Origin of the sequence: Pseudomonas sp. LAM2023, from assembly GCF_016620375.1 — a bacterium.
GTDB classification, from domain to species: domain Bacteria; phylum Pseudomonadota; class Gammaproteobacteria; order Pseudomonadales; family Pseudomonadaceae; genus Aquipseudomonas; species Aquipseudomonas anuradhapurensis.
The window spans coordinates 1-25,633 of record NZ_JAENHV010000022.1 but is presented as its reverse complement, the minus strand read 5'-3'; the positions used below and the strand labels follow the sequence as shown (position 1 = coordinate 25,633).

Annotated in this window: 21 protein-coding genes; 20 read left to right on the top strand and 1 reads right to left on the bottom strand. The window is 64.7% G+C overall.

Annotated features, from left to right (window positions below; all coding sequences use genetic code 11):
• Positions 1-180 precede the first annotated feature (180 nt).
• The gene (locus tag JKP78_RS12665; protein WP_186690396.1) at positions 181-1,581 is read right to left on the bottom strand and encodes an aminotransferase-like domain-containing protein; all 1,401 of its coding nucleotides are present in this window, start codon (positions 1,579-1,581) and stop codon (positions 181-183) included.
• Positions 1,582-1,994: 413 nt separating this feature from the next.
• Here JKP78_RS12665 and JKP78_RS12660 point away from each other — a divergent pair, with 413 nt between their 5' ends.
• The 20 genes from JKP78_RS12660 to JKP78_RS25095 form a co-directional block, all read left to right on the top strand.
• Positions 1,995-3,020 carry a TauD/TfdA family dioxygenase gene (locus tag JKP78_RS12660; protein WP_170028001.1) on the top strand — a complete coding sequence of 342 codons (1,026 nt, stop codon included), beginning with the start codon at positions 1,995-1,997 and terminating at the stop codon, positions 3,018-3,020.
• Between the two features lie 31 nt (positions 3,021-3,051).
• A complete protein-coding gene (locus JKP78_RS12655; protein WP_170028002.1) occupies positions 3,052-3,837 on the top strand; it encodes a sulfite exporter TauE/SafE family protein in 786 nt (261 codons plus the stop codon).
• Positions 3,838-3,860: 23 nt separating this feature from the next.
• Complete coding sequence (locus JKP78_RS12650) at positions 3,861-4,622, top strand: SDR family NAD(P)-dependent oxidoreductase (RefSeq protein ID WP_186690395.1); 762 nt, start codon at positions 3,861-3,863, stop codon at positions 4,620-4,622.
• A 331-nt stretch (positions 4,623-4,953) separates the two neighbouring features.
• A complete protein-coding gene (gene tssA, locus JKP78_RS12645; protein ID WP_186690393.1) occupies positions 4,954-6,510 on the top strand; it encodes a type VI secretion system protein TssA in 1,557 nt (518 codons plus the stop codon).
• A gap of 33 nt (positions 6,511-6,543) precedes the next feature.
• Positions 6,544-7,044: a type VI secretion system contractile sheath small subunit gene (gene tssB, locus JKP78_RS12640; protein ID WP_170028005.1), complete on the top strand. Its 501-nt coding sequence runs from the start codon at positions 6,544-6,546 to the stop codon at positions 7,042-7,044.
• A gap of 27 nt (positions 7,045-7,071) precedes the next feature.
• A complete protein-coding gene (gene tssC, locus JKP78_RS12635; protein ID WP_170028006.1) occupies positions 7,072-8,544 on the top strand; it encodes a type VI secretion system contractile sheath large subunit in 1,473 nt (490 codons plus the stop codon).
• Between the two features lie 9 nt (positions 8,545-8,553).
• The gene (tssE, locus tag JKP78_RS12630) at positions 8,554-8,970 is read left to right on the top strand and encodes a type VI secretion system baseplate subunit TssE (RefSeq protein ID WP_170028007.1); all 417 of its coding nucleotides are present in this window, start codon (positions 8,554-8,556) and stop codon (positions 8,968-8,970) included.
• Between the two features lie 85 nt (positions 8,971-9,055).
• Complete coding sequence (gene tssF, locus JKP78_RS12625; RefSeq protein WP_186690391.1) at positions 9,056-10,843, top strand: type VI secretion system baseplate subunit TssF; 1,788 nt, start codon at positions 9,056-9,058, stop codon at positions 10,841-10,843.
• Positions 10,807-11,814 (top strand): type VI secretion system baseplate subunit TssG, encoded by a 1,008-nt coding sequence (tssG, locus tag JKP78_RS12620; protein ID WP_170028009.1) that lies wholly within the window; start codon positions 10,807-10,809, stop codon positions 11,812-11,814. Before tssF ends, tssG begins: the two co-directional genes overlap by 37 nt.
• A 6-nt stretch (positions 11,815-11,820) precedes the next feature.
• Positions 11,821-14,445 (top strand): type VI secretion system ATPase TssH, encoded by a 2,625-nt coding sequence (gene tssH / locus JKP78_RS12615; RefSeq protein WP_200626775.1) that lies wholly within the window; start codon positions 11,821-11,823, stop codon positions 14,443-14,445.
• Positions 14,446-14,455: 10 nt separating this feature from the next.
• Positions 14,456-15,976, top strand: a complete 1,521-nt coding sequence (locus JKP78_RS12610; protein WP_186690387.1) for a sigma 54-interacting transcriptional regulator — start codon at positions 14,456-14,458, stop codon at positions 15,974-15,976.
• Between the two features lie 83 nt (positions 15,977-16,059).
• A complete protein-coding gene (locus tag JKP78_RS12605) occupies positions 16,060-16,200 on the top strand; it encodes a type VI secretion protein (protein ID WP_170028012.1) in 141 nt (46 codons plus the stop codon).
• An 18-nt stretch (positions 16,201-16,218) separates the two neighbouring features.
• The gene (gene tagH, locus JKP78_RS12600; RefSeq protein ID WP_186690385.1) at positions 16,219-17,400 is read left to right on the top strand and encodes a type VI secretion system-associated FHA domain protein TagH; all 1,182 of its coding nucleotides are present in this window, start codon (positions 16,219-16,221) and stop codon (positions 17,398-17,400) included.
• Between the two features lie 5 nt (positions 17,401-17,405).
• Positions 17,406-17,912 (top strand): type VI secretion system lipoprotein TssJ, encoded by a 507-nt coding sequence (gene tssJ, locus JKP78_RS12595; RefSeq protein WP_186690384.1) that lies wholly within the window; start codon positions 17,406-17,408, stop codon positions 17,910-17,912.
• Entirely contained in the window at positions 17,909-19,240 is a 1,332-nt protein-coding gene (tssK, locus tag JKP78_RS12590; RefSeq protein WP_170028015.1) for a type VI secretion system baseplate subunit TssK, read from the top strand. The genes tssJ and tssK overlap by 4 nt, the downstream gene beginning before the upstream one ends.
• 2 nt (positions 19,241-19,242) lie before the next feature.
• Positions 19,243-20,112: a type IVB secretion system protein IcmH/DotU gene (gene icmH, locus JKP78_RS12585; RefSeq protein WP_186690382.1), complete on the top strand. Its 870-nt coding sequence runs from the start codon at positions 19,243-19,245 to the stop codon at positions 20,110-20,112.
• Between the two features lie 14 nt (positions 20,113-20,126).
• The gene (gene tssM / locus JKP78_RS12580) at positions 20,127-23,642 is read left to right on the top strand and encodes a type VI secretion system membrane subunit TssM (RefSeq protein ID WP_200626774.1); all 3,516 of its coding nucleotides are present in this window, start codon (positions 20,127-20,129) and stop codon (positions 23,640-23,642) included.
• Positions 23,642-24,370 (top strand): PP2C family protein-serine/threonine phosphatase, encoded by a 729-nt coding sequence (locus JKP78_RS12575; protein WP_170028018.1) that lies wholly within the window; start codon positions 23,642-23,644, stop codon positions 24,368-24,370. The genes tssM and JKP78_RS12575 overlap by 1 nt, the downstream gene beginning before the upstream one ends.
• Positions 24,367-25,446, top strand: coding sequence for a serine/threonine-protein kinase (locus tag JKP78_RS12570; protein WP_186690380.1), 1,080 nt, complete (start codon positions 24,367-24,369; stop codon positions 25,444-25,446). The genes JKP78_RS12575 and JKP78_RS12570 overlap by 4 nt, the downstream gene beginning before the upstream one ends.
• 79 nt (positions 25,447-25,525) lie before the next feature.
• Positions 25,526-25,633 (top strand): hypothetical protein (locus JKP78_RS25095; protein ID WP_234454608.1); only part of this gene is annotated, 108 nt, incomplete at its 3' end.

Sequence of the window (25,633 nt, the reverse complement as noted above, 5' to 3'; positions counted from 1 at the left end):
TTTGAATAATGCCTCTTACCCGACGGTCTGCCCGCCGTTCTTTTGGCGGGTACCGTTCTGGGCATTTGTTTGGGCGACAAATACAGTTGTGTAACGGTCAGTGCCTGTTGGGGCGGCCTCGTGTCGCGAAAGGGGCGCAAAGCACCCGCAAATGACGCGGCAAGCCCATACCGGTTCAATTCAATAAAACAACCGCGGCTCCGGCGAGTCCAGCAGGCTTGCCAGCTTGGTCAGGGCAAAGCCCAGTTCCTGTCGGCTGGGGGCCATCAAGGCGATACGCACCCCGCAGGTGGCACGGCTGCGTTCTGGCAGGAACTGGCTGCCACTGACTACCGTGACGCCGTTGTTGCGCGCCAGGTTGGCGAATTCGTCGCTGGTCCATGGCTCGGGCAATTCCAGCCAGATGTGGAAGCTGTTGGGTTGGCTGCGGATCTGGTATTTGCCAAGGATCTCCCGGGCCATTTGCTGGCGCGCCGCTGCCTCGTCCTGCTGAACCCGCACCAGTTGGTCGGCCATGCCGCTGTTGATCAGGTTGCTGGCCAGTTGCGCCATCAGTGGCGATGGCATCCAGACGCTGCTGCGGACCATCGACGATAACCGCGAAAGGGTTTGCGGCGGGGCGTACAGGTAACCGATGCGCAGTGCCGGCAGCACACTCTTGGACAGGCTCGTGAGATACACCGAGCGCTCGGGTGCATACGCAGCCAATGGCTGGTAGTCCGCAGCAGGCTCGAGGAAACCATAGATATCGTCATCGACGATGAAAAGGTCGAACTCACGGGCAATCTCGGCGATGGCCTGGCGCCGGGCATGGGGCATGATCGAGTTGGTCGGGTTCTGGTGGGTGGTCACGCACACCAGCAGCGACGGGCGGTGCTCCAGGCAGGCTGCGCGCAATGCCTCGGGAATCAGGCCGTGCTCGTCCATGGCCACGCCGCGCAGGCGACGGCCCATGCTGTGGGCCAGGGAGATAATGCCCGGGTAGCAGAACGACTCGCACAGCACCACATCGTCGCTTTTCGACAGGCTGCTGATGGCCACCAGCAGGCCATGCTGGGCTCCTGAAGTCAGCACCACCTGTTGCCAGCGTGCCTCTGGCAGCCAGCGCTGGATCCAGCTTGCGCCGGCTTGCTTGTGGGTGGCGTGGCCGCCCTCGGTGACGTAGTCGAGCACCTGTGCCAGGCCGGGCGACGCGGCCAGTTCGTTGATGGCGCCGCGCAGCCAGTCGGTCATGTGGGCATCGTTGGGCTTGATGATCGAAAGGTCGATCTGGCCACTTTGACGCTCCGCGGGTGCTGGCGGCGGTGCGACGCTTGGTGCCGGGGCAGCGCTTTGCACCGGCCGCTGCGGCAGCACGAAGGTGCCGCGCCCCACTTCGCCTACCACCAGGCCACGCTTGGCGGCTTCGTCGTAGGCTCGGCCGATGGTGCCTGGGGTGACATTCAGGGTTTCGGCCAAGTCCTTGAGTGTCGGCAGGCGCTCGCCGGGCATAAGCCTGCCGCTGCCGATGTCTTGCTCCAAGGCGTCGGCGATCATCAGGTAGACCGGCTGTGCCAGGTCGCTGTAGTGAGGAACCCACATAGAAATGGCACCCAGAAAATGCGATAGCGCGGAAGCCTAGCACGAAAGCCTCAATGGGAGTAATTCTGTTTTTGTGTAGGTAAATTGCACCGATTACGTTGCAGGGGGAGGGCGCGCCCCAGGCAAAGGCGTTGCCGGTCCATCACAGGACAAAACAGAAATCTTTTGAAATCAATAGCTTGATTGAATCGATTCAATCGATCATTTGGTTCTGAAAGAAATAAATTGAATCGACGATATTTTTGAAATTACAATGATTGAGTCGATGCAATGTGCAGGCACCATGATGGCTCGCCTGCTTGGCCATCGCACAGCTGTGAACGGCTTAACAAAACCACGTCTGAAGCCGCTTCTGCCCGGCTTGGAACGACACCGAACGGCTTCGCGCCTGCTCAATGGAATACCAGTTCGAAATGGAAAGCGCACACCTGCAACAAGGGGCCGAGCCTCAGACCTCCCTCGAGATCCGCCTGCCCTGGGTCATCTCCAGTGCCTGGCAAACCCTGCTGAACAATACCCCGCTCGATTTCGAGGCGAGCAAGGAACTCTATCCGCAACTCAAGGACCAGGCCGAGGACGTGCTGGGCAGCGCGCTTTGCCAACAGATCCGCAGTTTTGTCGAAACACCGCACCTCACCAGCATGATCGTGCGCAACTGCCCACGGGACCGTGATATTCCGCCCACGCCCTATTCGGGGGTGCTCAGTCCGCGCAGCACACCTATCGCCTGCCTGGTCAGCCTGACCATGCAGAGCCTGATGGGGATCCACCCGGTCGTCTACGAGGGAGAGAATGACGGCCGTCTGTTTCGCCATGTCATTCCATCGCGCAGCTCGTCCAGCCACAAGAGTTCACATGGCTCGCGCCTGCGCTTTTCCTACCATGTGGACAACCCGGACCTGCCGCTCTCCAGCGAACCTCTCGGTACCGCGTCCTGCTGCCCGGAGTACCTGTCCTTCTTCGGCATGCGCTGCGACCCGCGCATCAGCACCACCCTGGTCAACCTCGATGCGGTGATCGCCGCGCTGTCGCCATCGACGGTGCGTGAGCTTTGCCTGCCGCAGTTCGAAATCCGCCGCCCGGACTCATTTGCCAGCAACCGTCGTCGTACGGCCGAACTGCCGGTGCTGGCGCGTGGCCACACAGGGGAGTGGTTGTGCCGCTTCGACAGCGAGAACACCCACGGCCTCAACCTGCGCGCCGAGCAGGCCTTGGGCAACCTGCGCAGCGTGCTGGAAAGCCGCCGCTTCGATGAGCCGCACCTGCTGCTGCCAGGCGATTTCATGGTGTTCAAGAACCAGCGCGTGCTGCACGCCCGCGATGGCTTCGAGCCGCAGAACGACGGTGCCGACCGCTGGTTGTTGCGCGTGTTCGCGGTCAACGACCTGAGCCGCGTGCATTTCGCCCGGGCCGACCATCTCTACGAAGTTCTCTCCTGATCCCTTTTACTGACTCGATGGAAGTATTGCTATGGAACTGTTAGGCGCTTTCTGGGCGGAACACTGGTTACTCGCCATCCTCATGCTCGGCGCAATCGCCTTTGTCGCGGGCTTCGTCGACAGCATCGCCGGGGGCGGCGGGTTGTTCCTGGTGCCGGGCTTCCTGCTGGTCGGCATGCCACCGCAAGTGGCCCTCGGCCAGGAAAAACTGGTGAGTACCCTCGGCACATTGGCTGCTATCCGCAACTTCCTGGCCAACAGCAGGATGGTCTGGCAGGTAGCGCTGGTCGGCGTGCCGTTCTCGCTGCTCGGAGCCTACCTGGGGGCGCACCTGATCGTGTCGATCTCCCAGGAGACCGTAGGCAAGATCATCCTGGCGCTGATTCCGTTCGGCATCCTCATCTTCCTCACACCGAAGGATCGCCCAGTCGAGGAGCGCGAGCTGTCGTCGCGCATGCTGTTCACCGTGGTCCCGCTGACCTGCCTGGCCATCGGTTTCTATGACGGCTTCTTCGGCCCTGGTACCGGCAGCATGTTCATCATCGCCTTCCATTACCTGCTGCGCATGGACCTGGTTTCCAGCTCGGCCAACTCCAAGACCTTCAACTTCGCGTCCAACATCGGTGCGCTGGTGGCCTTTGTCATGGCCGGCAAGGTCGTCTATTTGCTGGCGCTGCCACTGGTGGCCTGCAACATCCTGGGTAATCACCTGGGCAGCGCACTGGCCCTGCGCAAGGGGAACGAAGTGGTGCGCAAGGCGCTGGTGTTCTCGATGCTCTGCCTGTTCACCAGCCTCGGCGTGAAGTACTTGGCCTGACCCATCCCATTAGGAGACAACTGATGAAAACCGCATTCGTAACCGGCGCTTCCGCAGGCTTTGGCCGTGCCATCTGCCGCACGCTGGTCGGCAAGGGCTATCGCGTGATCGGCGGTGCCCGGCGCATGGATAAATTGCAGTCGCTGGAAGCCGAACTGGGGGTCAACTTCATCCCGCTGGCGCTTGACGTCACCGAACCTGCCTCGATCGCGGCCGCGATGGCGCAGATTCAGGACGCATCGCTGCACATCGACCTACTGGTCAACAACGCCGGGCTGGCGCTGGGCGTAGACCGTGCCCAGGCCAGCAGTGCGGAAAACTGGCAGCGCATGATCGACACCAACATCACCGGCCTGGCCATGGTCACGCACAAGATCCTGCCGCAGATGGTCGAGGCCGACAGTGGCATGATCATCAACATGGGTTCCATCGCCGGCACCTATCCCTACCCAGGCGGTAACGTCTATGGCGCCAGCAAGGCCTTCGTCCGCCAGTTCAGCCTCAACCTGCGTGCCGACCTGGCCGGTACCCGGGTGCGGGTGAGCAACATCGAGCCGGGGCTGTGCTCGGGCACTGATTTCTCGGTGGTGCGCCTCAATGGCGACCTGGAGGCCGTGCAGGCCCTGTACCGTGATGTACAGGCCATTCTGCCCGAGGACATTGCCGCCACGGTGGCCTGGATTGCCGAGCAGCCGGGGCATGTGAACATCAATACCGTCGAGATCATGCCCGTGGCCCAGAGCAGCGCCGCGCTGAATGTGGTGCGCAACCTGCCGCGCTGTTGATAGCACCCAGGCAACTTAAATGTCGAGCTGAAGTTGCTCGACATTTAAGGACGCTCAACTTTTGAACTATCCAAATTTAAAGCAGATATTGAAAGTCCAAGGTGCTGTTTCAATTACTCAGGGTAAACATTAGCGGCATCGGGGAAACCCTTAGGTATCCATTAATCTCTTGGTTTTCACCTGTATGGCTGATTGCAAATGGCTATTGGTGGCATTAGGCTATTAATGTGTTTTATTAGCCGCTCACCGGATTGTGAGCTGAGTAGAAAGAACTTTCAGGTTCAGGCATCTGAGTTGCCAGTTTCCTGCAAGTTTAAACTGAGAGAAATGGATGTCTTACGCTGCGAAACTGATTGCGCGCTATCTTGACCTGGGCAAGAGTGCCGTCTCGCCTGGTTCATTCGGCGGCCAGGACGTGCGTTTTTCCACAGAGTTCGAAGCCCTCGAAGGCGAGCTCAGCCGCGCCCAGTCGATCCATGCCAGCGGCCAGTTGGACTGGCTGAAGATCCTCGAGAACAGTGAAGCGCTGCTGCGCGACCAGTCCAAGGACCTGCGCGTGGCTTCCTGGCTCACCTGGGCGCTGTTTCAGCGTGAGTCCTATGCCGGCCTCCTGGCAGGTATCAGCCTGCTTCGCGAGCTGTGCGAGCACCATTGGGACGATATCCATCCCGCCAAGCCCCGTACCCGCGCCGCCGCCATTGGGTGGTTGGTGCCGCGCCTCGAACAAGCGCTGGGCACCGACATTGCTATCAAGGAGCAGCTGCCGCTGTTCCAGCAGATGGTCGAGCAACTCGGCGAGCTTGAAACATCGCTGTCGGCCAGGCTGGGCGATGATGCGCCGCTGCTGTTGCCGATCTGCCGATCATTGAAAGGCCAGGTCCAGCGCTCGGCCAGCAACGAACCACAGCCCGGCGCGGTGGGTGCCATTGTTGCCCAGGTCAAGCAGGCGGCGACTCAGCTGTTCACCCCGGGCGAACCGGTGGAGAACGAAAAGGACGCTAGCAAGGCCTTGCGCGCCCAACAGGAGCAAGGCCGCCAGCTGTGCATCTGGTGGCAGCGGCAGAAAGCCACCGACCTGCGTGCATTGCGCCTGAACCGCACGCTGCTGTGGCTACCCATCGAGGCGATGCCCGAGCGCAACGCCGAAAACGTCACCGCGTTGCGCGGCCTGCCTGCCGACAAGCTCAAGAGCTACAACGAGCGGTTCGAACAGGGGCACTACGCAGACCTGTTGGTGGAACTGGAGAACAGCGTGGCCAAGGCCCCGTTCTGGTTCGATGGCCAGCGTATGGTCTGGGAGTGCTGCCAGGCCCTGAACGTCGAGGCTGGCATGCGCGAGGTGGAGATGAACTTCGCCTCATTGTTGCAACGCTTGCCCGGCGTCATCGAGCTGAAGTTCCACGACGGTACGCCCTTCGCCGACCCCGAGACTCGCGCCTGGATCGCCGCCCAGGTCATGCCCCATCTGCAAACCGCTGTGGCCCAGCCCGTGGCCGAGCCAGGCATGCGCCAGGCGCCCTGGGAAGAGGCTTTGGACGCAGTGCTGCCAATCCTGCGCAAGGATGGCCTCAAGAGTGCGGTTCAGAATCTCAAGCAGCAGATGCAGGGCGCGCATGGCGGGCGTGAGCGTTTTTTCTGGCAATTGAGCCAGGCGCGTCTCTGCTACACGGCCAAGAAGTACGAGCTGGCCAAGACCCAGCTCGAAGCCCTCGACCAGCAACTGAGCCAGTCCGGCCTGGATGCCTGGGAGCCCGAGCTGTCGCTGCAGGTGCTGCACCTGCTGCACACCTGTTGCGAGCTGCTGCCGCAGAACCATGTGGTGCGCGAACGCAAGGACGAGATCTACCGCCGACTGTGCCATCTCGATCTCGAAGTCGTACTCGAATAGGCCCAAGGGCCATAACCCTCAAGGAGAAAACCAATGGCCAAAGAAGGCTCGGTAGCACCCAAGGAACGCATCAACGTCACCTTCAAACCCGCCACCGGTGGGGCTCAGGAAGAGATTGAACTGCCGTTGAAACTACTGGCGATCGGTGACTACACGCTGCGCGCCGACGATCGCAAGATCGAAGACCGCAAGCCGATCAGCATCGACAAAATGAACTTCGACGAGGTACTGGCCAAACAGGAACTGAGCATGACCCTGGCCGTGCCCAACCGCCTGCAGGAAGGCACTGAAGGTGAAGAGCTGGCGGTCAGCCTGCGCGTCAACACCATGAAGGACTTCAACCCGGCCAGCCTGGTCGAGCAGGTGCCGGAGCTCAAGAAGCTGATGGAGCTGCGTGAAGCGCTGGTCGCCCTCAAGGGCCCGCTGGGCAACGCCCCGGCGTTCCGCAAGGCCATCGAGGGCGTGCTGGCTGACAGTGAGTCGCGCGAGCGTGTGCTCGGTGAGCTTGGCCTGAACGCCCAGCCAGACGCCTGAATCCCCTAGTCAAGGAAGCTAATTGCCATGAGCACCGCCGCACAACAACAGAGCGCCGAGAACAGCGAATTCAGCATTCTCGACAGTATCATTGCCGAAACCCGCCTGACGCCGGACGACGAAGCCTACGACATTGCCAAGCGCGGCGTGTCGGCCTTCATCGAAGAGTTGCTCAAGCCGCAGAACGACGGGGAGCCGGTCAAGAAGGCGCTGGTCGATCGCATGATCGCCGAGATCGACGCCAAGCTCAGCCGCCAGATGGACGAGATCCTCCACCACCCGGACTTCCAAGCCATGGAATCGGCCTGGCGAGGCCTGCAGCTGCTGGTCGATCGCACCAACTTCCGCGAGAACATCAAGATCGAGATTCTCAACGTCTCCAAGCAGGACCTGCTGGACGACTTCGAAGACTCGCCGGAAGTGATGCAGGCCGGCCTGTACAAGCACATCTACACCGCCGAGTACGGCCAGTTCGGTGGCCAGCCGGTCGGCGCAGTCATTGCCAACTACTACCTGTCGCCGAGCTCGCCGGACGTCAAGCTGATGCAGTACGTCTCCAGCGTCGCCTGCATGGCCCACGCACCGTTCATTGCGGCCGCCGGCCCGAAATTCTTCGGCCTGGAAAGCTTCACTGGCCTGCCGGACCTCAAGGACCTGAAGGATCACTTCGAAGGGCCACAGTTCACCAAGTGGCAGAGCTTCCGTGAGTCCGAAGATGCCCGCTATATCGGCCTGACCGTACCGCGCTTCCTGCTGCGCAACCCGTACGATCCGGAAGAAAACCCGGTCAAGTCGTTCGTCTACAAGGAAACCGTGGCCAACAGTCACGAGCACTACCTGTGGGGCAACACCGCATACGCCTTCGGTACCAAACTGACCGACAGCTTCGCCAAGTTCCGCTGGTGCCCGAACATCATCGGCCCACAGAGCGGCGGCGCAGTGGAAGACCTGCCGCTGCACCACTTCGAGAGCATGGGCGAGATCGAGACCAAGATCCCGACCGAAGTGCTGGTGTCTGACCGTCGCGAATACGAGCTGGCCGAAGAGGGCTTCATCGCCCTGACCATGCGCAAGGGCAGCGACAACGCGGCGTTCTTCTCGGCCAACTCGGCACAGAAGCCGAAGTTCTTCGGCATCAGTGCCGAAGGCAAGACCGCCGAGCTGAACTACAAGCTGGGCACCCAGCTGCCGTACATGATGATCGTCAACCGCCTGGCCCACTACATCAAGGTCCTGCAACGCGAGCAGCTGGGTTCCTGGAAGGAACGCACCGACCTGGAGCTGGAACTGAACAAGTGGATCCGCCAGTACGTGGCCGACCAGGAGAACCCGAGCGCCGAAGTGCGTGGCCGTCGCCCCCTGCGCGCCGCCCAGGTGATCGTCAGCGATGTGGAAGGTGAGCCGGGCTGGTACCGCGTCAGCCTGAACGTGCGTCCGCACTTCAAGTACATGGGCGCCGATTTCACCCTGTCGCTGGTCGGCAAGCTGGACAAGGAGTAAGCGTCGATGATGGGTGGCTACGGAAGCCTGTTCGAACGCTTGAGCGGCGAGTCCGACCAGCGTGCCAACTGGCGGCGTGAAGACGCCGCGATGGCTTCCGTGGCTGCTCATCTGGCGAAGATGCTCAGCACCCGGGCCGGCAGCGTGCAAACGCTTGCCGACTACGGGTTGCCGGACCTCAACGACATGCGCCTGAGTCTTCATGATGCGCTCAGCCAGGCCCGTCGGGCCATCGAGCACTTCATCGAGGCCTACGAGCCGCGCCTGTCCGATGTCCGGGTGATTTCCAGGCCGCGTGGTCACGATCAGCTCAAGCTGGCTTTCAGTATCGAAGGCCAGCTTGAGGTGGACGGCATCAGGCGCTCTGTCAGTTTTGCCGCGCGCCTGGATGGCAGCGGGCAAGTCAGTGTCAGTCAAGGAGACTAACGATGTCGCGCCTCCCATAGCCCTGGATTACCCGAACCCTGCGTCACTGGCGGTACTCGAGATCTGAATTCAGGCGGAACGACGGATGTCCTTCAACTACTACTACCAAAGCGAGCTGACAGCGCTGCGCCAGCTAGGGCGGCGCTTTGCCGAGCGCAGCCCGGCGCTGGCGCCATTCCTCGGCCAGGCTGGGCGCGACCCGGACGTCGAGCGCCTGCTCGAGGGCTTCGCCTTCCTCACCGGCCGCCTTCGGCAGAAACTTGATGACGAGCTGCCCGAGCTCACCCACTCGCTGATGCACCTGCTGTGGCCTAACTACATGCGCCCGCTACCGGCCTTCAGCATCCTCCAGTTCGACCCGCTGCGCCAGGCCGGGCCGGCCCTGCGGGTGGCGCGTGACACACCGGTGGAAGGCAAGCCGATCGATGGCGTCCGCTGCCGCTTTCGCACCTGCTATCCGACCGATGTGCTGCCCCTGCGCCTTAGCGCGCTGAACTACTCGCTCAATGGCCAGGGCGCGCTGCTGAGCTTGCGCCTTGAGATGAACTGCGACGGCAACCTCGGCGACGTGAAGCTCGCCAGGCTGCGCCTGCACCTGGCCGGCGAGCGCTACATCAGCCAGATGCTCTACCTGAGCCTGCTGCGCAGCCTGGCCGGGGTCGAGCTGATGCCGCTGGACAGCCACGGCAAGCCGATGCTCAACGTCAAGGGCGAGCCGCTGCTGCTGCGTGCGCCGGCGGCCAAGGTGCACCCAGTGGGTTTCGCCGAGGAAGAGGCGCTGGTTCCTTATCCGCTGAACACGTTCCGTGGCTATCGCTTCCTGCAGGAGTATTTCGCCTTCCAGGACAAGTTCCTGTTTGTCGACGTCAGTGGCCTGGAGGTGTTGCAGAGCCTGCCGGAGGAAACCCTCAAGCAAGTGCACGGCGTCGAGCTGCGTTTCGACATCCGCCGTGGCGAGGCCCAGCGGCTGCGCCCGACCCTGGACAACGTCAAGCTGTACTGCACGCCGATCACCAACCTGTTCAAGCATGATGCGCTGCCGATTCGCCTGGACGGTAAGCAGGACGAGTACCTGCTGCTTCCGGCAGAACTCGACCCCGAGCACTGCGGGGTGTTCTCGGTCGATGGCGTGACCGGTTGGAGCCCGGGCGGGCTGGGTTACCAGAATTACGTGCCGTTCGAGTCGTTCGAACACGACGCCAGCTTCGACGTGCCGGAGAATCGCCCGCACTACAGCATCCGCCAGCGTTCCTCGCTGTTGCACGACGGCCTGGACACCTACCTGAGCTTTGGCGTGCACCAGGCCGAGTCGCACGAGACGCTGTCGATCGAGCTGACCTGCACCAACCAGAACCTGCCGCGCCGGCTCAAGCTCGGCGACATCTGCATGCTCAGCGAGGAGACGCCCGAGTTTCTCTCCTTCCGCAACATCACGCCGGTCACCGCCAGCTACGCGCCGCCGCTGAACCGCGACTTCCTGTGGAAGCTGATCAGCAACATGTCGCTGAACTACCTGTCGCTGGCCGACGTCGACGCGCTCAAGGTGATTCTCGAAACCTACGACCTGCCGCGCTACTACGACCAGCACGCGGAAAAGGTCAGCCGACGCCTGCTTGGCGGGCTCAAGTCGATCCGCCACCAGCATGTCGACCGCCTGCACCGCGGCTTGCCGCTGCGCGGTCTGCGCACCGAGCTGACCATTGATCCGGAGGGCTACATTGGCGAGGGCGACCTGTTCGTCTTCGCCTCGGTGCTCAATGAGTTCTTCGCGCTCTACGCCAGCCTCAACTCGTACCACGAGTTGCGGGTGAAAAGCACACAGGGGGAGGTGTACCAATGGACACCACGCATGGGCCTGCAACCGCTGCTGTAAGCCGGCTGAGCCGGAGCATCCGCGAGTACTCGCTGTTCCAGGCCGTGCTGCTGGTGCTGGAGCAGCTGCGCGAGGCCTATCCATACCTGGAGGACGAGGAACTCTATGACTTGGTGGAGTTCCAGGCCAACCCCAGCCTGGGTTTTCCCGGCAGCGACGTCGACCGCATCGAGTTCTTCCACGAGCATGGTCGGCTGCGCGCGCGCATGCGCTTCAACCTGATCGGCCTGGTCGGCTCCAGCTCGCCGCTGCCGGCGTTCTATGGCGAGCAGGCGCTGGGCGACAACGAGGATGGCAACCCCACGCGGATGTTCCTCGACCTGTTCCACCACCGCCTGCAACGCCTGTTGCTACCGATCTGGCGCAAGTACCGCTACCGCGCCAGTTTCGAGAGCGGCGCCCTGGATGGATTCTCCTCGCACCTGTTCGCCCTGATCGGTCTGGGCGGCGACCAGATACGCCATGCCAAGGAACTGAACTGGAAGCGACTGCTGCCGTACCTGGGTGTGCTCAGCCTGCGTGCCCACTCGGCAGCGCTGATCGAGGCCGTGCTGCGCTACTACTTCAAGCACGCCGACCTGGTCATCGAGCAATGCCTGGAGCGGCGCGTGGACATCCTCGAGGAACAGTGCAACCGCCTGGGCCTGGCCAATAGCCTGCTGGGCGAGGACGCCGTGCTCGGCGAGCGCGTGCGCGACCGCAGCGGCAAGTTCCGCATCCACATCACCGAACTGGACTGGCAGCGCTTTCACGAATTCCTGCCGATCGGCTTCGGCTACCAACCGCTGTGCGCGCTGACGCGCTTCACCCTACGCGACCCACTCGACTACGACATCCGCCTGGAGCTGCGCCGCGAAGAAATCCGCGAGCTGCGTATCGGTGAACAGAATGTTTGCCACCTGGGCTGGACCAGTTGGCTGGGTCGCGAACGCGCCGATGGCGTGGTGACCCTGGGAAGCAAAATTCATTAAGGACCAATGGCCATGATCAACGTAGACCTGCAACAACTCGTCCAGGCCCTGGACGCCGACAGCCGCCGTGACCTGGAGCGCTCCGCCGAGCGCTGCGTGGCCCGTGGTGGCAGCAAGGTGCTGGTGGAGGACCTGCTGCTGGGGTTGCTCGAACGCAGCGACAGCCTGTTGCAGCGTGCCCTGCAGGATGCCGCGGTCGACGCCGGCGAGTTTCGCTCTGCGCTGCAGCCAAATGTCGAGCACAGCGCAACTCGCAACCCGGTGTTTGCGACAGAGCTGGTGCAATGGCTGCAGGATGCGTTGCTGGTCTCCAACCTCGAACTGGGCCAGAGCCAGGTCGACCAGGCCGCATTGATCCTTGGCCTGCTGCGCAACCCACTGCGCTATGCTGGCAGCCGCTACCACAAGCTGCTGGCCGGCCTGGATATCGAACGCCTAAAAGGCTACGCGCTGTCGCAATCGCCAGCTGCGCCGAAGGCTGCCGGCGCGCCCCAGGGCGAGTCGATGCTGCAGCGCTTCACCCACAACCTCACGCAGCAGGCCCGCGACGGCAAACTCGACCCGGTACTGTGCCGCGATGCGTCGATCCGGCAGATGATCGATATCCTGGCCCGGCGCCGCAAGAACAACCCGATCGTGGTCGGCGAGGCGGGCGTGGGCAAGACCGCCGTGGTCGAAGGCCTGGCTGCACGCATTGTCGCCGGCGAAGTGCCGCCGGCCCTGCAAGGCATCGACCTGCTGGCTCTGGACATGGGCCTGCTGCAGGCCGGGGCCAGCGTCAAGGGCGAGTTCGAACGGCGCCTCAAGGGCGTCATCGATGAGGTCAAGGCCGCACCGCGCCCGGTCATCCTGTTCATCGACGAAGCCCATACGCTCATCGGCGCGGGCGGCACCGCCGGCGGCTCGGATGCTGCCAACCTGCTCAAGCCGGCGCTGGCGCGAGGCGAACTGCGCACCATTGCCGCAACCACGTGGGCCGAATACAAGAAATACTTCGAGAAGGACCCGGCCCTTGCCCGTCGCTTCCAGCCGGTGCAACTGCATGAACCGACCGTAGCGGAGGCAGTGACCATCCTGCGTGGCCTAGCCCAGCTCTATGAGAAGAGCCACGGCATCTACCTGCGCGACGACGCGGTGGTCGCCGCGGCCGAGCTGTCGGCGCGCTATCTGACCGGCCGGCAATTGCCCGACAAGGCCGTCGACGTGCTCGACACTGCCTGCGCCCGCGTGCGCATCAGCCTGGCTGCAGCGCCGGATGCCCTCGAGCGCTTGCGTGCCGAACTGGCCGAGGGGGAACGCCAGCGCAATGCCCTGCAGCGCGATGCTGTGGCGGGGCTGCCAATCGATCAGGAAGCCTTCGAGCGCCTGGAGCAACGCCTGGCCGAAGCCCGGCAACAGGAGGCCCAACTGGCCGCGCGCTGGGCCCGTCAGCGCGAGCTGGCCGAACAGGTGCTGGAGCTGCGCCAGCAGGTCGCCAATGCTCCCATCGAGGCGCCAGCGCAAGGCGATGCGGAGGAGGTCGAGGAAGCCGTGGTCGGCGAGAGCCGCGAGCAGCTCCAGCAGCGCCTGGCCGAAACCCATCAAGCCTTGCTCGATGCGCAAGCCGCAGAGCGCCTGGTCAGTGCCGAAGTGTGCCCGCGCCTGGTGGCTGAGGTAATCAGCGCCTGGACGGGTGTCCCCCTGAGCCAGCTGGCACGTGAACACAATGCCAAGGTGATCAGCTTCGCCGACGACCTGCGCGCCCGCATCCGCGGCCAGGAACAGGCCGTGCACGCGCTGAACCGCGCCATGCGCGCCACGGCAGCCGGCCTGAACAAGCCCGATGCGCCGGTCGGCGTATTCCTGTTGGTCGGCCCCAGTGGCGTCGGCAAGACCGAAACCGCGCTGGCGCTGGCCGACCTCCTGTACGGCGGCGACCGCTTCATTACCACCATCAACATGTCCGAGTTCCAGGAGAAGCACACTGTCTCGCGCCTGATCGGCGCGCCGCCCGGCTACGTCGGTTATGGCGAGGGCGGCATGCTCACCGAGGCGGTGCGCCAGAAGCCCTACTCGGTGGTATTGCTGGACGAGGTGGAGAAGGCCGATCCGGACGTGCTCAACCTGTTCTACCAGATCTTCGACAAGGGCGTGGCCAATGATGGCGAAGGGCGCCAGATCGATTTTCGCAATACCCTGATCCTGATGACCTCGAACCTGGCCAGCGAGCAGATCAGCGCGCTGTGTGAAAACGGCGAGCGGCCTGATGCCGATTTGCTCGAACAGCACATCCGGCCGGTGCTTAGCCGTCACTTCAAGCCGGCGCTGCTGGCGCGCATGCGCGTGGTGCCCTACTACCCGGTGGGTGGCCCGGTGCTGCGCGAGCTGATCGAGATCAAGCTGGGGCGCCTGGGCGAGCGCCTGCAGCGTCGGCAACTGGCGTTCAGCCACTGCCAGGCGCTGGTGGACCACCTCGCCGAGCGTTGCCGCCAGAGCGAAAGTGGCGCGCGCCTGATCGACCACCTGATCGACACTCATGTGCTACCCAAAGTGGCCGACCACCTGCTCGACGCCATGGCCACTGGCGAGGCGATCAGCCGCGTGCACGCCACCCTCGATGGGGATGCCGGCGTGATCTGCGAGTTTGCCTGAGGTGGGGGTGATGTTCACGCACGTGCCCCACCCGCTGGCCTACGCCGAATCGCTGCTGGGCACCTTCACCGAGCTGGCCCGCGCGGCGGACGACCGGTGTCTGCTGCAGGCACTGGTGCAGGCTGTGGCCGGGCTCAGCGGCTGCGCGCTGGTGCAGCTGTACCTGCTCGACTCGACCCATACCCGGCTCGGGCTGGAGGCCGCCTGGCTCGACGGGCAGTTGCTGGCACCTGATTGCGCCAGCCTGCCGGCCGACTACAACGGCGAGCAGCTGTTGCAGTTCGCCCTGTGCCAAAACCGCGTGGTGAACATCGCCGACCTCTCTGCCAGCCTGTTCGACACCTGTTTCCTGCCGAACCAGCCGACCCCCTGGCAGGCACTGCTGGCGGTGCCGTTGCTGACTGCGCAGCAGCAGGTGGTCGGCGTGTTGCTGTGCGTCAACCGCGAACGCGGCGGTTTGCAAGCCTTCGCCGACTCCCTCGGCCAGTTGGGCGGCTTTGCCATCGGCCACCTGCAACTGCTGCGCCGCCTGCGCCAGCCACTGGCACCACCGCCTGCGGCCAGCCGTGCACCGGTTGCCGCCAACCGCTACGGCCTGATCGGTCAGAGCGCGGCCATGGCCCAGACCTGCCAGATGATCAGCAAGGTCCTGCACAGCCCGTTTACCGTGCTGCTGCGCGGCGAGACAGGCACCGGCAAGGAGCTCGTGGCCCGCGCTATCCACGATTACGGCCCGCGCCGCTCCGGCGCGTTCGTGGTGCAGAACTGCGCGGCCTTCCCAGAAACCCTGCTGGAAAGCGAACTGTTCGGCTATCGCAAGGGGGCCTTCACCGGTGCCGACCGCGACCGCTCCGGGCTGTTCGACGCCGCCGATGGCGGCACCTTGCTGCTCGACGAGATCGGCGACATGCCCCTGGCCCTGCAGGCCAAGCTGCTGCGCGTGTTGCAGGAGGGCGAGATCCGCCCGCTGGGTTCCAACGTCACCCACAAGATCGACGTGCGCATCATCGCCGCCACCCACCGTGACCTGGTGCAGATGGTCAGCGACGGCCTGTTCCGCGAAGACCTCTACTACCGCCTGGCGCAGTTCCCCATCGAGCTGCCGCCGCTGCGCCAGCGCAGTGGTGACGTCATCACATTGGCCCGGCATTTCTGCGACAAGGCCTGTGCCTTCCTCCAGCGCAGCCCGGTGGGCTGGTCCCAGGCCGCCCTTGAGCACCTGGAAAACTATGCCTTCCCAGGCAATGTGCGTGAGCTCAAGGGTTTGGTGGAGCGCGCAGTGCTGCTGTGCGAGGGCGACCAACTGGAGGTGGGGCACTTCGCCTTGAGCCTGGCCGAGCCAGCGCCGCAGGACTGCGAGCTGAACCTGCGCGAGCGCCTGGAGAAGGTCGAGCGCAGCCTGCTGCTCGACTGCCTGCGCAAGCACGACGGCAACCAGACCCTGGCGGCCCGCGAACTCGGCCTGCCACGGCGAACCCTGCTGTACCGGCTGGGGCGCCTGAACATCCAGATCGGCGAATGCGAGGGCTGACCGGCATGACCCCGACACTTACCCATTCCAACCCAGGCTCGCCCCTGGCGGCGCATGCCTCATTCGAACATGGAGTCGTTTCAATGCCTCACCGTCACTGGCGGGCCACGTTGCTGGCCCTGGTTACCGCTTTCACCCTGGCAGGGTGTGCTGGCAACTACAAGTTCGACGACGACAGCTACCGCCCCCTGGGAGATCCCCAGGCCCTCAACCGTGACAACTGAGCACAAGGAGCCCTGACCATGGAACTGGTTTTCGAACTGCTCGACAAACGCCAGCACGGCCGCACCGACGCGCCAAGCAAAACCTTTGGCCGCGCCGGTGGCGATATCGGCCGGGCCAGGGATTGCCACTGGTGCATCGAGGACGACAAGCGCCACCTGTCCAGCCACCATGCCCAGGTGTCCTTCGATAACGGCACATTCTTCCTCACAGATATCAGCAGCAACGGTATTCGCCTGGCCAGCAGCGGTGCGCAGTTGCGCAAGGGCGAGGCCTACCGGATCGAGCAGGGCGCGGTGTACCGCATGGGCGATGTCGAGGTGCGCGCGCGCCTGATCGATCCCGAGCCCGGCCTGGACGTCGGCCTGGGTATGCCGGGGGCCAACATCATCCCCGACGATGCGTTCCTCGAACTCGACCCGATCAGCGCACTGGACAAGGAAGAAACCCGCCTGCAGCCCATCGACGAGCTGGTGGCCATGGCCATGCCGGAGGCGCCGGCCCGTCAGCGCGCCGACTATGCGCCAATCGACCAGGAGAACCTGATCGTACCGACCCTGGTGCCCGCCCCGGCGCCAGAGCCGGTGGCCGTGCCGGCGCCGCGCGAGGCACGTGGCGACGCCTTCTGGAGGCGCTTCGGCGCGGCCCTGGGCGTGGCCCTCGACGAGCTCGACGAGCAGGCCCGCGAGGACTTGGCGGTGCAGGCTGCCGCGCTGCTGCGCCAGAGCGTCGCGGGGCTGCAGCAGAGCCTGCGCACCCGCAGCGAGCTGAAGAACGAGTTGCGCCTGGCGCTGACTACGCCGCAGGGCGCCAGCCGCAACCCGATCAAGGCTTCGCCGGATGCCGACCAGGCGCTGGACGAGCTGCTCAAGCCACGGCGCGGCGGCCAGTTGGCCGGTGAACACGCCGTGGCCCAGGCCTTCCGTGACCTGCAGGCGCACCAGGTGGCCATGCTCGGCGCCAGCCGCCAGGCCCTGCGCAGCACCTTGGAGCATTTTGCCCCGGAGCAACTGACCCTGCAGTTCGAACGCCAGGGCCGCAAGGGGCCGTTCAGCAGCCGCTGGAAATCCTACGTGCGCTATCACCAGGCCCTGATGGCCAACGAGGACTGGAGCGAGCGCCTGCTGGTCAAGGATTTCGCCCGAACCTACGAAGAGCAGGTGCGCCTGATCGCTTCCCTTCATCACGACCCGCAAGGATGACTTCCATGATTCGCATCACCCGCATGGTGTTCAGGGCGACCTGGGCCCTGGCCGCCCTGTCCTGGCTGGCCGGCTGCAGTGCCCTGTCACCGTACTCGCACCTGACCAAGCTGGATCTGACGCTCACTGCCACCGACCAGCTCAACCTCGACATCAACGGCCGGCCGTCACCGGTGGTGGTGCGCCTGTTCGAACTCAAGCATCCGGTGGCTTTCGAGAGCAGCGACTTCTTCAGCCTGTACCAGCGCCCCAAGGAAACCCTGTCCCAGGACATGGTGGCCAGCGAGGAGCATGAGCTGCGTCCGGGCGAGACCCTGGCCCTCAAGTTGAGCATCGACCCTGACAGCCGCTTCGTCGGCATCCTGGCCGCCTACCGCGACCTCGACCAGGCGCACTGGCGCCGGGTGCAGGCGATCCGCGCCGGTGAGCGCGTGGTTGTCAACCTCTACCTGGACCAGGCGGGTATCCATAATGGCGTGCCATCCGTGGCACAAGCGGGTGAGCGCCCATGAACGTGCACAAGGTAGTCTGGCAGGAGGGGATGCTGCTGCGTCCTCAGCACTTCCAGCACAACGACCGCTACTACGACAGCCAGATGAAGACCCGTACCCAGCTGCTGGGCACCTATACCTGGGGCTTCATCAACCTCGAGATCGACCTGCAGTTCCTCAACATGGGCAAGCTGGTGATCAGCCGCGCCGCCGGCATCCTGCCCGACGGCAGCCTGTTCGAGCTCGACGGCAGCAGCGAGCCACTGGCCCTGGACGTGCCGCCCAACACCGGCGCGACGCCGATCTTCATGGCCCTGCCGCTGGTCACTGGCAACCACATTGAGGCGCGCCGCCCCGAGCAATCCGACGTGCTGACCCGCTACACCACCTACGAGGTGGAGGTATCCGACTCCAACGCCGGTGACGACAACAGTAGCCAGATCAATTGCGCACGCCCTGACTTCCGCCTGCTGCTGGGCGAGCAACAGACCGACCAGGCCTACGTCAAGCTGAAGGTCTGCGAGATCCTCGATACCTCGCCAGACGGGGTCATCAGTCTCGATCCGGAATTCGTGCCAACGTTCATCCGCACCCACTCATCGGTATACCTGCTGTCGTGCCTGAAGGAAGTCATCAGCATGCTGGCACTGCGCGGCGACACCCTGGCCGAGCGTATCCGCTCCAACGGCAAGGTCGGCGGCGCCGAGGTCGGGGACTTCATGATGCTGCAACTGATCAACCGCACCGAGCTGCTGTTGCGCCATTACCTGAACCTGGAACAGGTGCACCCCGAGGAGCTGTACCGCACCTTCCTGGTCATGCTTGGCGACCTGGCGACCTTTTCCAGTGACACCAAGCGCCCGCGCCTGGATGCGCGCTACCAGCACAGCGACCAGGGGGCGAGCTTCCGCAAGCTGATGGAGTCGATCCGCCAGGTGCTGTCGATGGTGCTCGAGCAGCACGCCATCGAGCTTGAACTGCAGCAGCGCCAGTACGGCATCCTGGTGTCGCCGTTGCACGACCCGGGCCTGCTCACCACCGCCTCGTTCGTGCTGGCCGCCAGCGCCAACTGCGAGTCCGAAGCGCTGCGCCAGCGCCTGCCGTCGCACCTGAAGGTCGGCCCGGTGGAGCGCATCCGCCAGCTGGTCAACCTGCACCTGCCGGGGCTCAAGGTCAAACCGCTGCCGGTGGCGCCGCGGCAGATCCCGTTCCACGCCAACAAGACCTACTTCATCGTCGAACTCGACGCTGCGGACCGCGCCAAGATGGACGGTTCTGGTGGCTTCGCGTTCCACGTCACCAGTGAGTTCTCCGATCTCGAACTGAAATTCTGGGCCATCAGGAACTGAGCATGAGCAAGGACATGGAACACCCGCAGGACGACAAGACCGTCCTGTACAACCAGGATGGCTCGGCACCGGAAGGGCAGGCGCTGACCGCCCTGGGCAGCACGGCGCGAGCCGAGCCGCTGGAACAGCGCATGGTCTATTCGGCGCGCCTGCCTGCCAGCGGCAGCTTCAACGTCGGCCTCAACCCGTTGGTGGCCGCCGCCGGCGAGCTGCTCTCGGAGGTAGTGCGGCTCAAGCACAGCGACACCGCGGAAGACCTGGCCAGCCTCAAGGAACGCTTGAGCGCCTGCATACGTGCGTTCGAGGCACGGACCCACTACGAGGGCGTGGAGAACGGCCAGGTCACGGTGGCCCGCTACCTGCTGTGCACCGTGGTCGACGAGGCGGTGGTCACCACGCCATGGGGCAACGAGAGCCAGTGGTCGCAGATGAGCCTGCTCAGCGCCTTCCACAACGAGACCTTCGGTGGCGAGAAGTTCTTCGCGTTGCTCGACCGCATGTCCAAGAACCCGATCAAGCACCTGGCGATGCTCGAACTGATGTACCTGTGCCTGTCCCTGGGCTTCGAGGGCAAGTACCGGGTCATCGATCGCGGCATGTCCGAACTCGAAGGCATCCGCGACGCGCTGTACCGGCAGATCCGCCAGCTGCGTGGCGACGTGCCGCGCGAGCTGTCGCCGCGCTGGGAAGGGTTGGACCGGCAGCGCAACAGCCCGGTGCGCATCGTGCCGTGGTGGAGCGTGGCGCTGTTCACCCTGGTATCCCTGGTGGTGATGTATTCCGGTTTTGCCTGGGTGCTGGGTGAGCAGCGCACGGCCGTCCTGCAACCCTTCCAGACGCTCGAGCAGACAGCGCCCCAGCCGCGGTCGTGACACAAGGACTTGTGATGAAGATTTTTTTCAAGAAAGTGGGCGCCTTCCTCGCCCGGACCTGGGTCTGGAGCCTGTTGCTGGTGCTCGCCCTGGCCCTGCTGGTGTGGTTCGCCGGGCCGTTGCTGGCGGTGGCCGACAACAAGTTCTGGGAAGACGCTGCCGCGCGGCTGCTGACCATCAGCGTACTGTTCCTGGTGTGGGGCCTGTGGATGGTGTTTGCCAGCTGGCGCGCCAACCAGCGCAAGCAGGAGCAGCTCGAGAGCGAGGGCGGTCGCGAACGCCTGGAGCGTGAAGAGCGCATGGACGAGGAGGGCAAGGAGATCAAGGCCCGTTTCAAGCATGCCTTGTCCACCCTCAAGCACTCGAGCCTGTACGGCGGGCGCAGCGAGCGCTGGCGCCGCGACTTGCCCTGGTACCTGGTTCTCGGCCCGCAGGGCGCGGGCAAGACCAGCCTGATCGACCACTCGGGCCTGGAATTCCCGATCAACGCCCTGGAGCGCAAGCTTGCGCGTGATCCCTCCAGCGGCGACTTCTGCGATTTCTATTTCGCCGAACAGGCCGTGCTGGTGGATACCGCCGGGCGTTTCCTCAACCAGGCCGACAGCGAAGTCGACGGCCATGCCTGGCGCGTGCTGCTCGACCAGTTACGCCTGCGCCGGCGTAACCGCCCGCTCAACGGTGTGGTGGTCACAGTGCCGCTGGACACCCTGCTTGGTGGTGAAGCGGCAGTGAACGAGCTGGCGCAGAAGGTCCGTTCACGCCTGCAGGAGCTGCGCCTGCGCCTGCATGTCGAGGTGCCGGTGTACCTGGTGCTGAGCAAGACCGACCGCCTGCAAGGCTTCGACGCCTTCTTCGACCAGCAGTCGCGTGAAGAGAACGAGCAGGTATTCGGCATTACCTTCGGCAAGGGCCAGAACGGCGCCGACACCGAGCTGTTGGCCAAGGAATTCCAGGGCCTGCTGCAACGCCTGGGTGACCAGGTCACCCAGCGTATGCACCACGAGCGCAACACTCAGCGCCGCGCGCGGATCCTCGACTTCCCGCACCAGCTGGGGCGTATCGGCGATCAGCTGTGCCTGTTCGTCGACGCCGCCTTCACCGGCAACCGCTACCAGCGCGCCAGCCAGTTGCGCGGCTTCTACCTCACCAGCGCGCCGCACCAGGCGCCAAGGGTCGACAGCGACAACGGCTATCACCCCGGCACGGCCGGCCGCGCCGCGCCCCAGGGGCGCTCGCGGTTCATCCTGCAGCTGTTCAGCCGGGTGATTTTCCCCGAGTACGACCTGGCCGGGCTCGACCAGCGCGAACGCCGCCGCATCCACTGGGGCCAACGGGCTGTCTATCTCGGTGCGCTGGGTGCACTGGCGCTGTTCGGCGTGCTCTGGGCCGGCAGCTTCTCCGGCAACCACGAGCGCCTGGAGCAGGTGCGCGACCTGGGCCGCCAGTGGCAGCGCCAGCACACCGGCCTGGAAGCCCGCGACGATGCGCTGGCCGCGCTCAAGCCCCTGGATAGCGCCTGGCAGGCCACGCGGGTGTTTCCGGCCAGTGGCGATGTCTCCTGGTTGCAGCGCGGTGGCCTGTACCAGGGCGCCCCGGCCAATGAAGTACTGCAGCCTGCCTATCAGCGTGAACTGGAAACCGTCCTGCTGCCACGGGTAGCGCAGATGGTTGAAGGGCAGATCCGCAGCAACCTGAAAAACCGCGAGCGCCTGCTCAACAGCCTGCGCGCCTACCTGATGCTGGGCCTGCCCGAGCGCCGCGACCAGGCCTGGCTCAAGGACTGGGTGGCGGCCGGCTGGTCGCAGCGCTACAACGGCAACACCGCCGCGCAGGAAGGGTTGAACGCGCACTTCGAGCGCCTGCTGAGCCAGTCATTCAGCTACCCGCTCAACGACACCCTGGTAGCCCAGGCGCGCCAGGTGCTGCGCGCCGAGTCCCTGGCCAGCGTGGTCTATCGTGTGCTGCGCGAGCAGGCCCGCAGCTTGCCGGAGTACCGCCTGAGCCAGCAGCTCGGACCGCAGGCCAGCCAGTTCGTCGGCATCGACTACCCGATCCCCGGCTTCTACACCTCGCAGGGCTACCAGCAGTACTTTTCCGTGCAGGGCACCAACCTGGTCAACGATATCCTGCGCGACAACTGGGTGCTGGGCGAGGGCCGCGGCATCAGCGACATGGATATGCGCCGGCTGATGGTCGAACTGGAGCAGTTGTACTTCCGTGACTATGCCAACTACTGGGGCGAAGCCATCAACCAGGTCGGGCTTATTCCGTTCAGCGATGCCGGTGAAGGCGCCGACCAGCTATCGGCGCTTACCGCCGCCAACTCGCCGTTGCTGCTGTTGCTCACCGAGGTGCGCGAGAACACTCGCTTCCCGGTACTGGCCGAGGCCGCAGACGAGGGCAACCCGGCCGTCGAGGCCGCCGCTACCAAGAAACTCGGCAAGGGTGGTGCGGCGGTTGCTGGCGCCGTGGCCGACAAGGCCCGCGACGCCCTCGCCAGGAAACCGCTGCCGGACACCGCACGCATGGCCCTGCAGCGGCGCTTCGAACCCCTGCACCGGCTGCTCGACGACAACAATGGCCCCGGCCCCGACCTGACGCCGACCCTGCAGGCGCTGAACGACCTGCAGCAGCAACTGGCCAGCCTGGCCCGTTCCAACCAGGCCGAGGAAGCCTCGTACCAGATGGCCAAGGCCCGCATGGCCGGGCAACGTGATGCTTTGAGCAGCCTGCGCAACGGCACCGTGCGCCTGCCGCGTCCGGTGGCCGGCTGGTTCAACCTGCTGTCCGACGACATCTGGCGCATGGTGCTCAACGACACCTACACCTACCTGAACCAGCGCTACCAGAACGAGCTGTACAGCTTCTACGGCCGCGCCATCGAGTCGCGCTACCCGTTCAACGCGCATGGCACCAGCGACGTGGCGATCAGCGATTTCCGCGACTTCTTCAAGGCCCAGGGGGTGGCGGACCGCTTCTTCGACACCTACATGCGTCCTTTCGTCAGCGGTGAACCGGGCAGCTACCGCCTGCGCAGCCTGGACGGCCAGAGCCTGCCGATGACCAAGGCATTCCTCGACCAGATGAGCGCTGCCCAGGTCATCCGCCAGAGCTTCTTCGCGCAGAACCCCGACGAGCCACAGGTGCAGTTCAAGCTTGAGCCGTACACCCTTGACCCGTCGGTGAGCCGGGCAGAGTTCCGCTTCGGCGATTCGGTGATCGACTACCGCCATGGCCCGATCGTTTCCACCAGCCTGAAGTGGCCGACCGATGCCCAGGACGGTAACAGCAGCCTGACCCTGGAGCAGCTCAACGGCCGTCCGATGGCCCTGGAGAAGAATGGTGGCCCATGGTCGCTGTTCCGCCTGCTCGACCTGATGCAAGCCGAGTATCTCAAGGGCCGCGACACCATGGTGCTCAAGGCCAATGTCGGCGGCATGCGTGCCAACTACCTGCTGACCAGCCAGCGCGCGCCGAACCCGTTCGACCTGAGTGTGCTGCGCGGCTTCCGCCTGCCAGGGGAGCTGTGATGCTGCCAGCCACCCCCTGGCGCAGCGCTGCGCGCACCGACCCGGGCAAGGTCCGGGCGCGCAACGAGGACGCCTTTCTCGACTGCCCGCAGCACGGCCTGTGGGCGGTCGCCGACGGCATGGGCGGGCATCAGGCCGGCGATCTCGCCAGCCAGATGATCGTCGAGAGCCTGGCCGAACTGCCGGCCGGCAGCAGCTTCGACGAACGCGTGGTCGCCGTGCGCCAGTGCTTGCATTGGATCAACCGGCGGCTAGGCCAGGAACTGACGGTGAGTGTCGAGGGCAAGGCCCGTATTGTCGGCAGCACCGTGGTCACCCTGCTGCTCGAAGGCCGCCGCGGCGCCTGCGTGTGGGCCGGCGACAGCCGCTGCTACCTCTGGCGCGGCCAGCGCCTGTACCAGCTGACCCGCGATCACTCGCTGCAGCAGCAATTGATCGACCAGCAGCGGATGAGTGCCGAGCAGGCCCGCGTGCACCCTTCGGCCCGGGCCCTGACCCGTGCCGTCGGCGCCAGCGCCAGCCTGACCCTGGAGGTACTGGAGTTCGAAGCTCAGCCGCGCGATGTATTCCTGTTGTGCAGCGATGGCCTCTACGACGGCCTGGAAAGTGGCGGCCTGGGCCACGCCCTGGACCTCGCCTCGCCCGGCGAGGCCCTGCAACGCCTGTTCGACACCGCCTTGCGCGGTGCAGCCAAAGACAACCTGACTGCAGTGGTGATCCACCGATGAACCTTGGCAGCGGCGACGCACTCGATGTGCTCGATGCCCTTGAGCGGGGCAGCGAGCCGACCTATTTCGCTTTCACCCAGGCCAGCGAGCCCGAGCCCGAGCCCGAGCGCAGTGGCAAGGCGCGGCGCAAACGGCGTGGCAAAGGGCGCGCGCAAGCTGCCACGCAGCCGCCGACAACGGCTACGCCGTTACCGCCGATTCCCGGCGTGCTGGCCGGGCGCTATCGCCTCGAGCGGCTGCTCGGCGCTGGCGGCATGGGCCTGGTGTACCGGGCCCGTGACCTGCTGCAGGAGCGTTTCGGTGATCCTCAGCCGCTACTGGCGGTGAAGCTGATGAGCGACCAGCTGGCCACGGCACCCGATGCCAATGCCCTGTTGTTCAACGAGTACGCCCTGACCAGCAGCCTGCGCCACCCTAACCTGGTGCGGCTGCAAGGCTTCGCCGTCGACCCGCAGAGCGAGCGCGGTTTCATCACCATGGAACTGATGCAGGGCGCGTCGTTGGACCGTCTGCTGTGCGACCAGCCACTGGGGCTGGGCTGGGCGCAGGTGCGCGAGATTGCCGTGCCGCTGCTCGACGCCCTGGCCTGCGTGCATGGCCAGGGGGTGGTGCACGGTGACCTCAAGCCCAGCAACGTAATGCTCAGCGACGATGGCCTGCGCCTGTTCGATTTCGGTCTGGGCATGGCCCTGGACGGACCACTGGCGGGGCTGCCGCACCTGAGCCATGGGCGGTTCGAGGCCTGGACCCCGGCCTACGCTGCGCCCGAGCTGTTCGAGGGTGGCACGCCCAGCAGTGCAAGCGACCTCTATGCGGTGGCTTGCGTGCTGTATGAGCTGGTCACCGGGCGCCACCCGTTCGAACGGCTGCCGTCGCTGAAGGCGCGCAACCAAGGCATGCAGTTGCCGGCCAAAGCGCCGCCCGGCATGCCGGGCAAGGCCTGGACAGCCCTGCGCGCGGCGCTGGCCTTCAACCCCGAGCAACGCAGCATTGGCGCCGCGCAACTGCGTGATGCCTTCGCCGTGCAGGGGTTCTGGTCAAGCTGGCGCCGGCGAAAGCCGGCGTCCGCAACCTGAGATGACTCATGCCGTGAGCTACCGCGTTCGTCGTAGGTCACGGTCGTTTTGCCACCGCTTTCGTACATGAGGGACAAGGATGTTTGCCGCCGCAAACCAGACCCATTTCAGCCTGCACATCGACGGCCTGGAGCACGACTTCCAGGTCCTCGCCTTCGACGGCAAGGAAGCCATCAGCCAGCCCTAC

Coding starts and splice junctions, on each gene's coding strand:
- JKP78_RS12660 (WP_170028001.1), top strand. CDS start 1,995: ATGGAAAGCGCACACCTGCAACAAGGGGCCGAGCCTCAGACCTCCCTC.
- tssK (WP_170028015.1), top strand. CDS start 17,909: ATGAACGTGCACAAGGTAGTCTGGCAGGAGGGGATGCTGCTGCGTCCT.
- tssA (WP_186690393.1), top strand. CDS start 4,954: ATGTCTTACGCTGCGAAACTGATTGCGCGCTATCTTGACCTGGGCAAG.
- JKP78_RS12655 (WP_170028002.1), top strand. CDS start 3,052: ATGGAACTGTTAGGCGCTTTCTGGGCGGAACACTGGTTACTCGCCATC.
- JKP78_RS12575 (WP_170028018.1), top strand. CDS start 23,642: ATGCTGCCAGCCACCCCCTGGCGCAGCGCTGCGCGCACCGACCCGGGC.
- tssB (WP_170028005.1), top strand. CDS start 6,544: ATGGCCAAAGAAGGCTCGGTAGCACCCAAGGAACGCATCAACGTCACC.
- tssC (WP_170028006.1), top strand. CDS start 7,072: ATGAGCACCGCCGCACAACAACAGAGCGCCGAGAACAGCGAATTCAGC.
- JKP78_RS12610 (WP_186690387.1), top strand. CDS start 14,456: ATGTTCACGCACGTGCCCCACCCGCTGGCCTACGCCGAATCGCTGCTG.
- tssF (WP_186690391.1), top strand. CDS start 9,056: ATGTCCTTCAACTACTACTACCAAAGCGAGCTGACAGCGCTGCGCCAG.
- JKP78_RS12605 (WP_170028012.1), top strand. CDS start 16,060: ATGCCTCACCGTCACTGGCGGGCCACGTTGCTGGCCCTGGTTACCGCT.
- tssG (WP_170028009.1), top strand. CDS start 10,807: ATGGACACCACGCATGGGCCTGCAACCGCTGCTGTAAGCCGGCTGAGC.
- icmH (WP_186690382.1), top strand. CDS start 19,243: ATGAGCAAGGACATGGAACACCCGCAGGACGACAAGACCGTCCTGTAC.
- tssJ (WP_186690384.1), top strand. CDS start 17,406: ATGATTCGCATCACCCGCATGGTGTTCAGGGCGACCTGGGCCCTGGCC.
- tssE (WP_170028007.1), top strand. CDS start 8,554: ATGGGTGGCTACGGAAGCCTGTTCGAACGCTTGAGCGGCGAGTCCGAC.
- JKP78_RS12650 (WP_186690395.1), top strand. CDS start 3,861: ATGAAAACCGCATTCGTAACCGGCGCTTCCGCAGGCTTTGGCCGTGCC.
- tagH (WP_186690385.1), top strand. CDS start 16,219: ATGGAACTGGTTTTCGAACTGCTCGACAAACGCCAGCACGGCCGCACC.
- tssM (WP_200626774.1), top strand. CDS start 20,127: ATGAAGATTTTTTTCAAGAAAGTGGGCGCCTTCCTCGCCCGGACCTGG.
- tssH (WP_200626775.1), top strand. CDS start 11,821: ATGGCCATGATCAACGTAGACCTGCAACAACTCGTCCAGGCCCTGGAC.
- JKP78_RS12570 (WP_186690380.1), top strand. CDS start 24,367: ATGAACCTTGGCAGCGGCGACGCACTCGATGTGCTCGATGCCCTTGAG.
- JKP78_RS12665 (WP_186690396.1), bottom strand. CDS start 1,581: ATGTGGGTTCCTCACTACAGCGACCTGGCACAGCCGGTCTACCTGATG.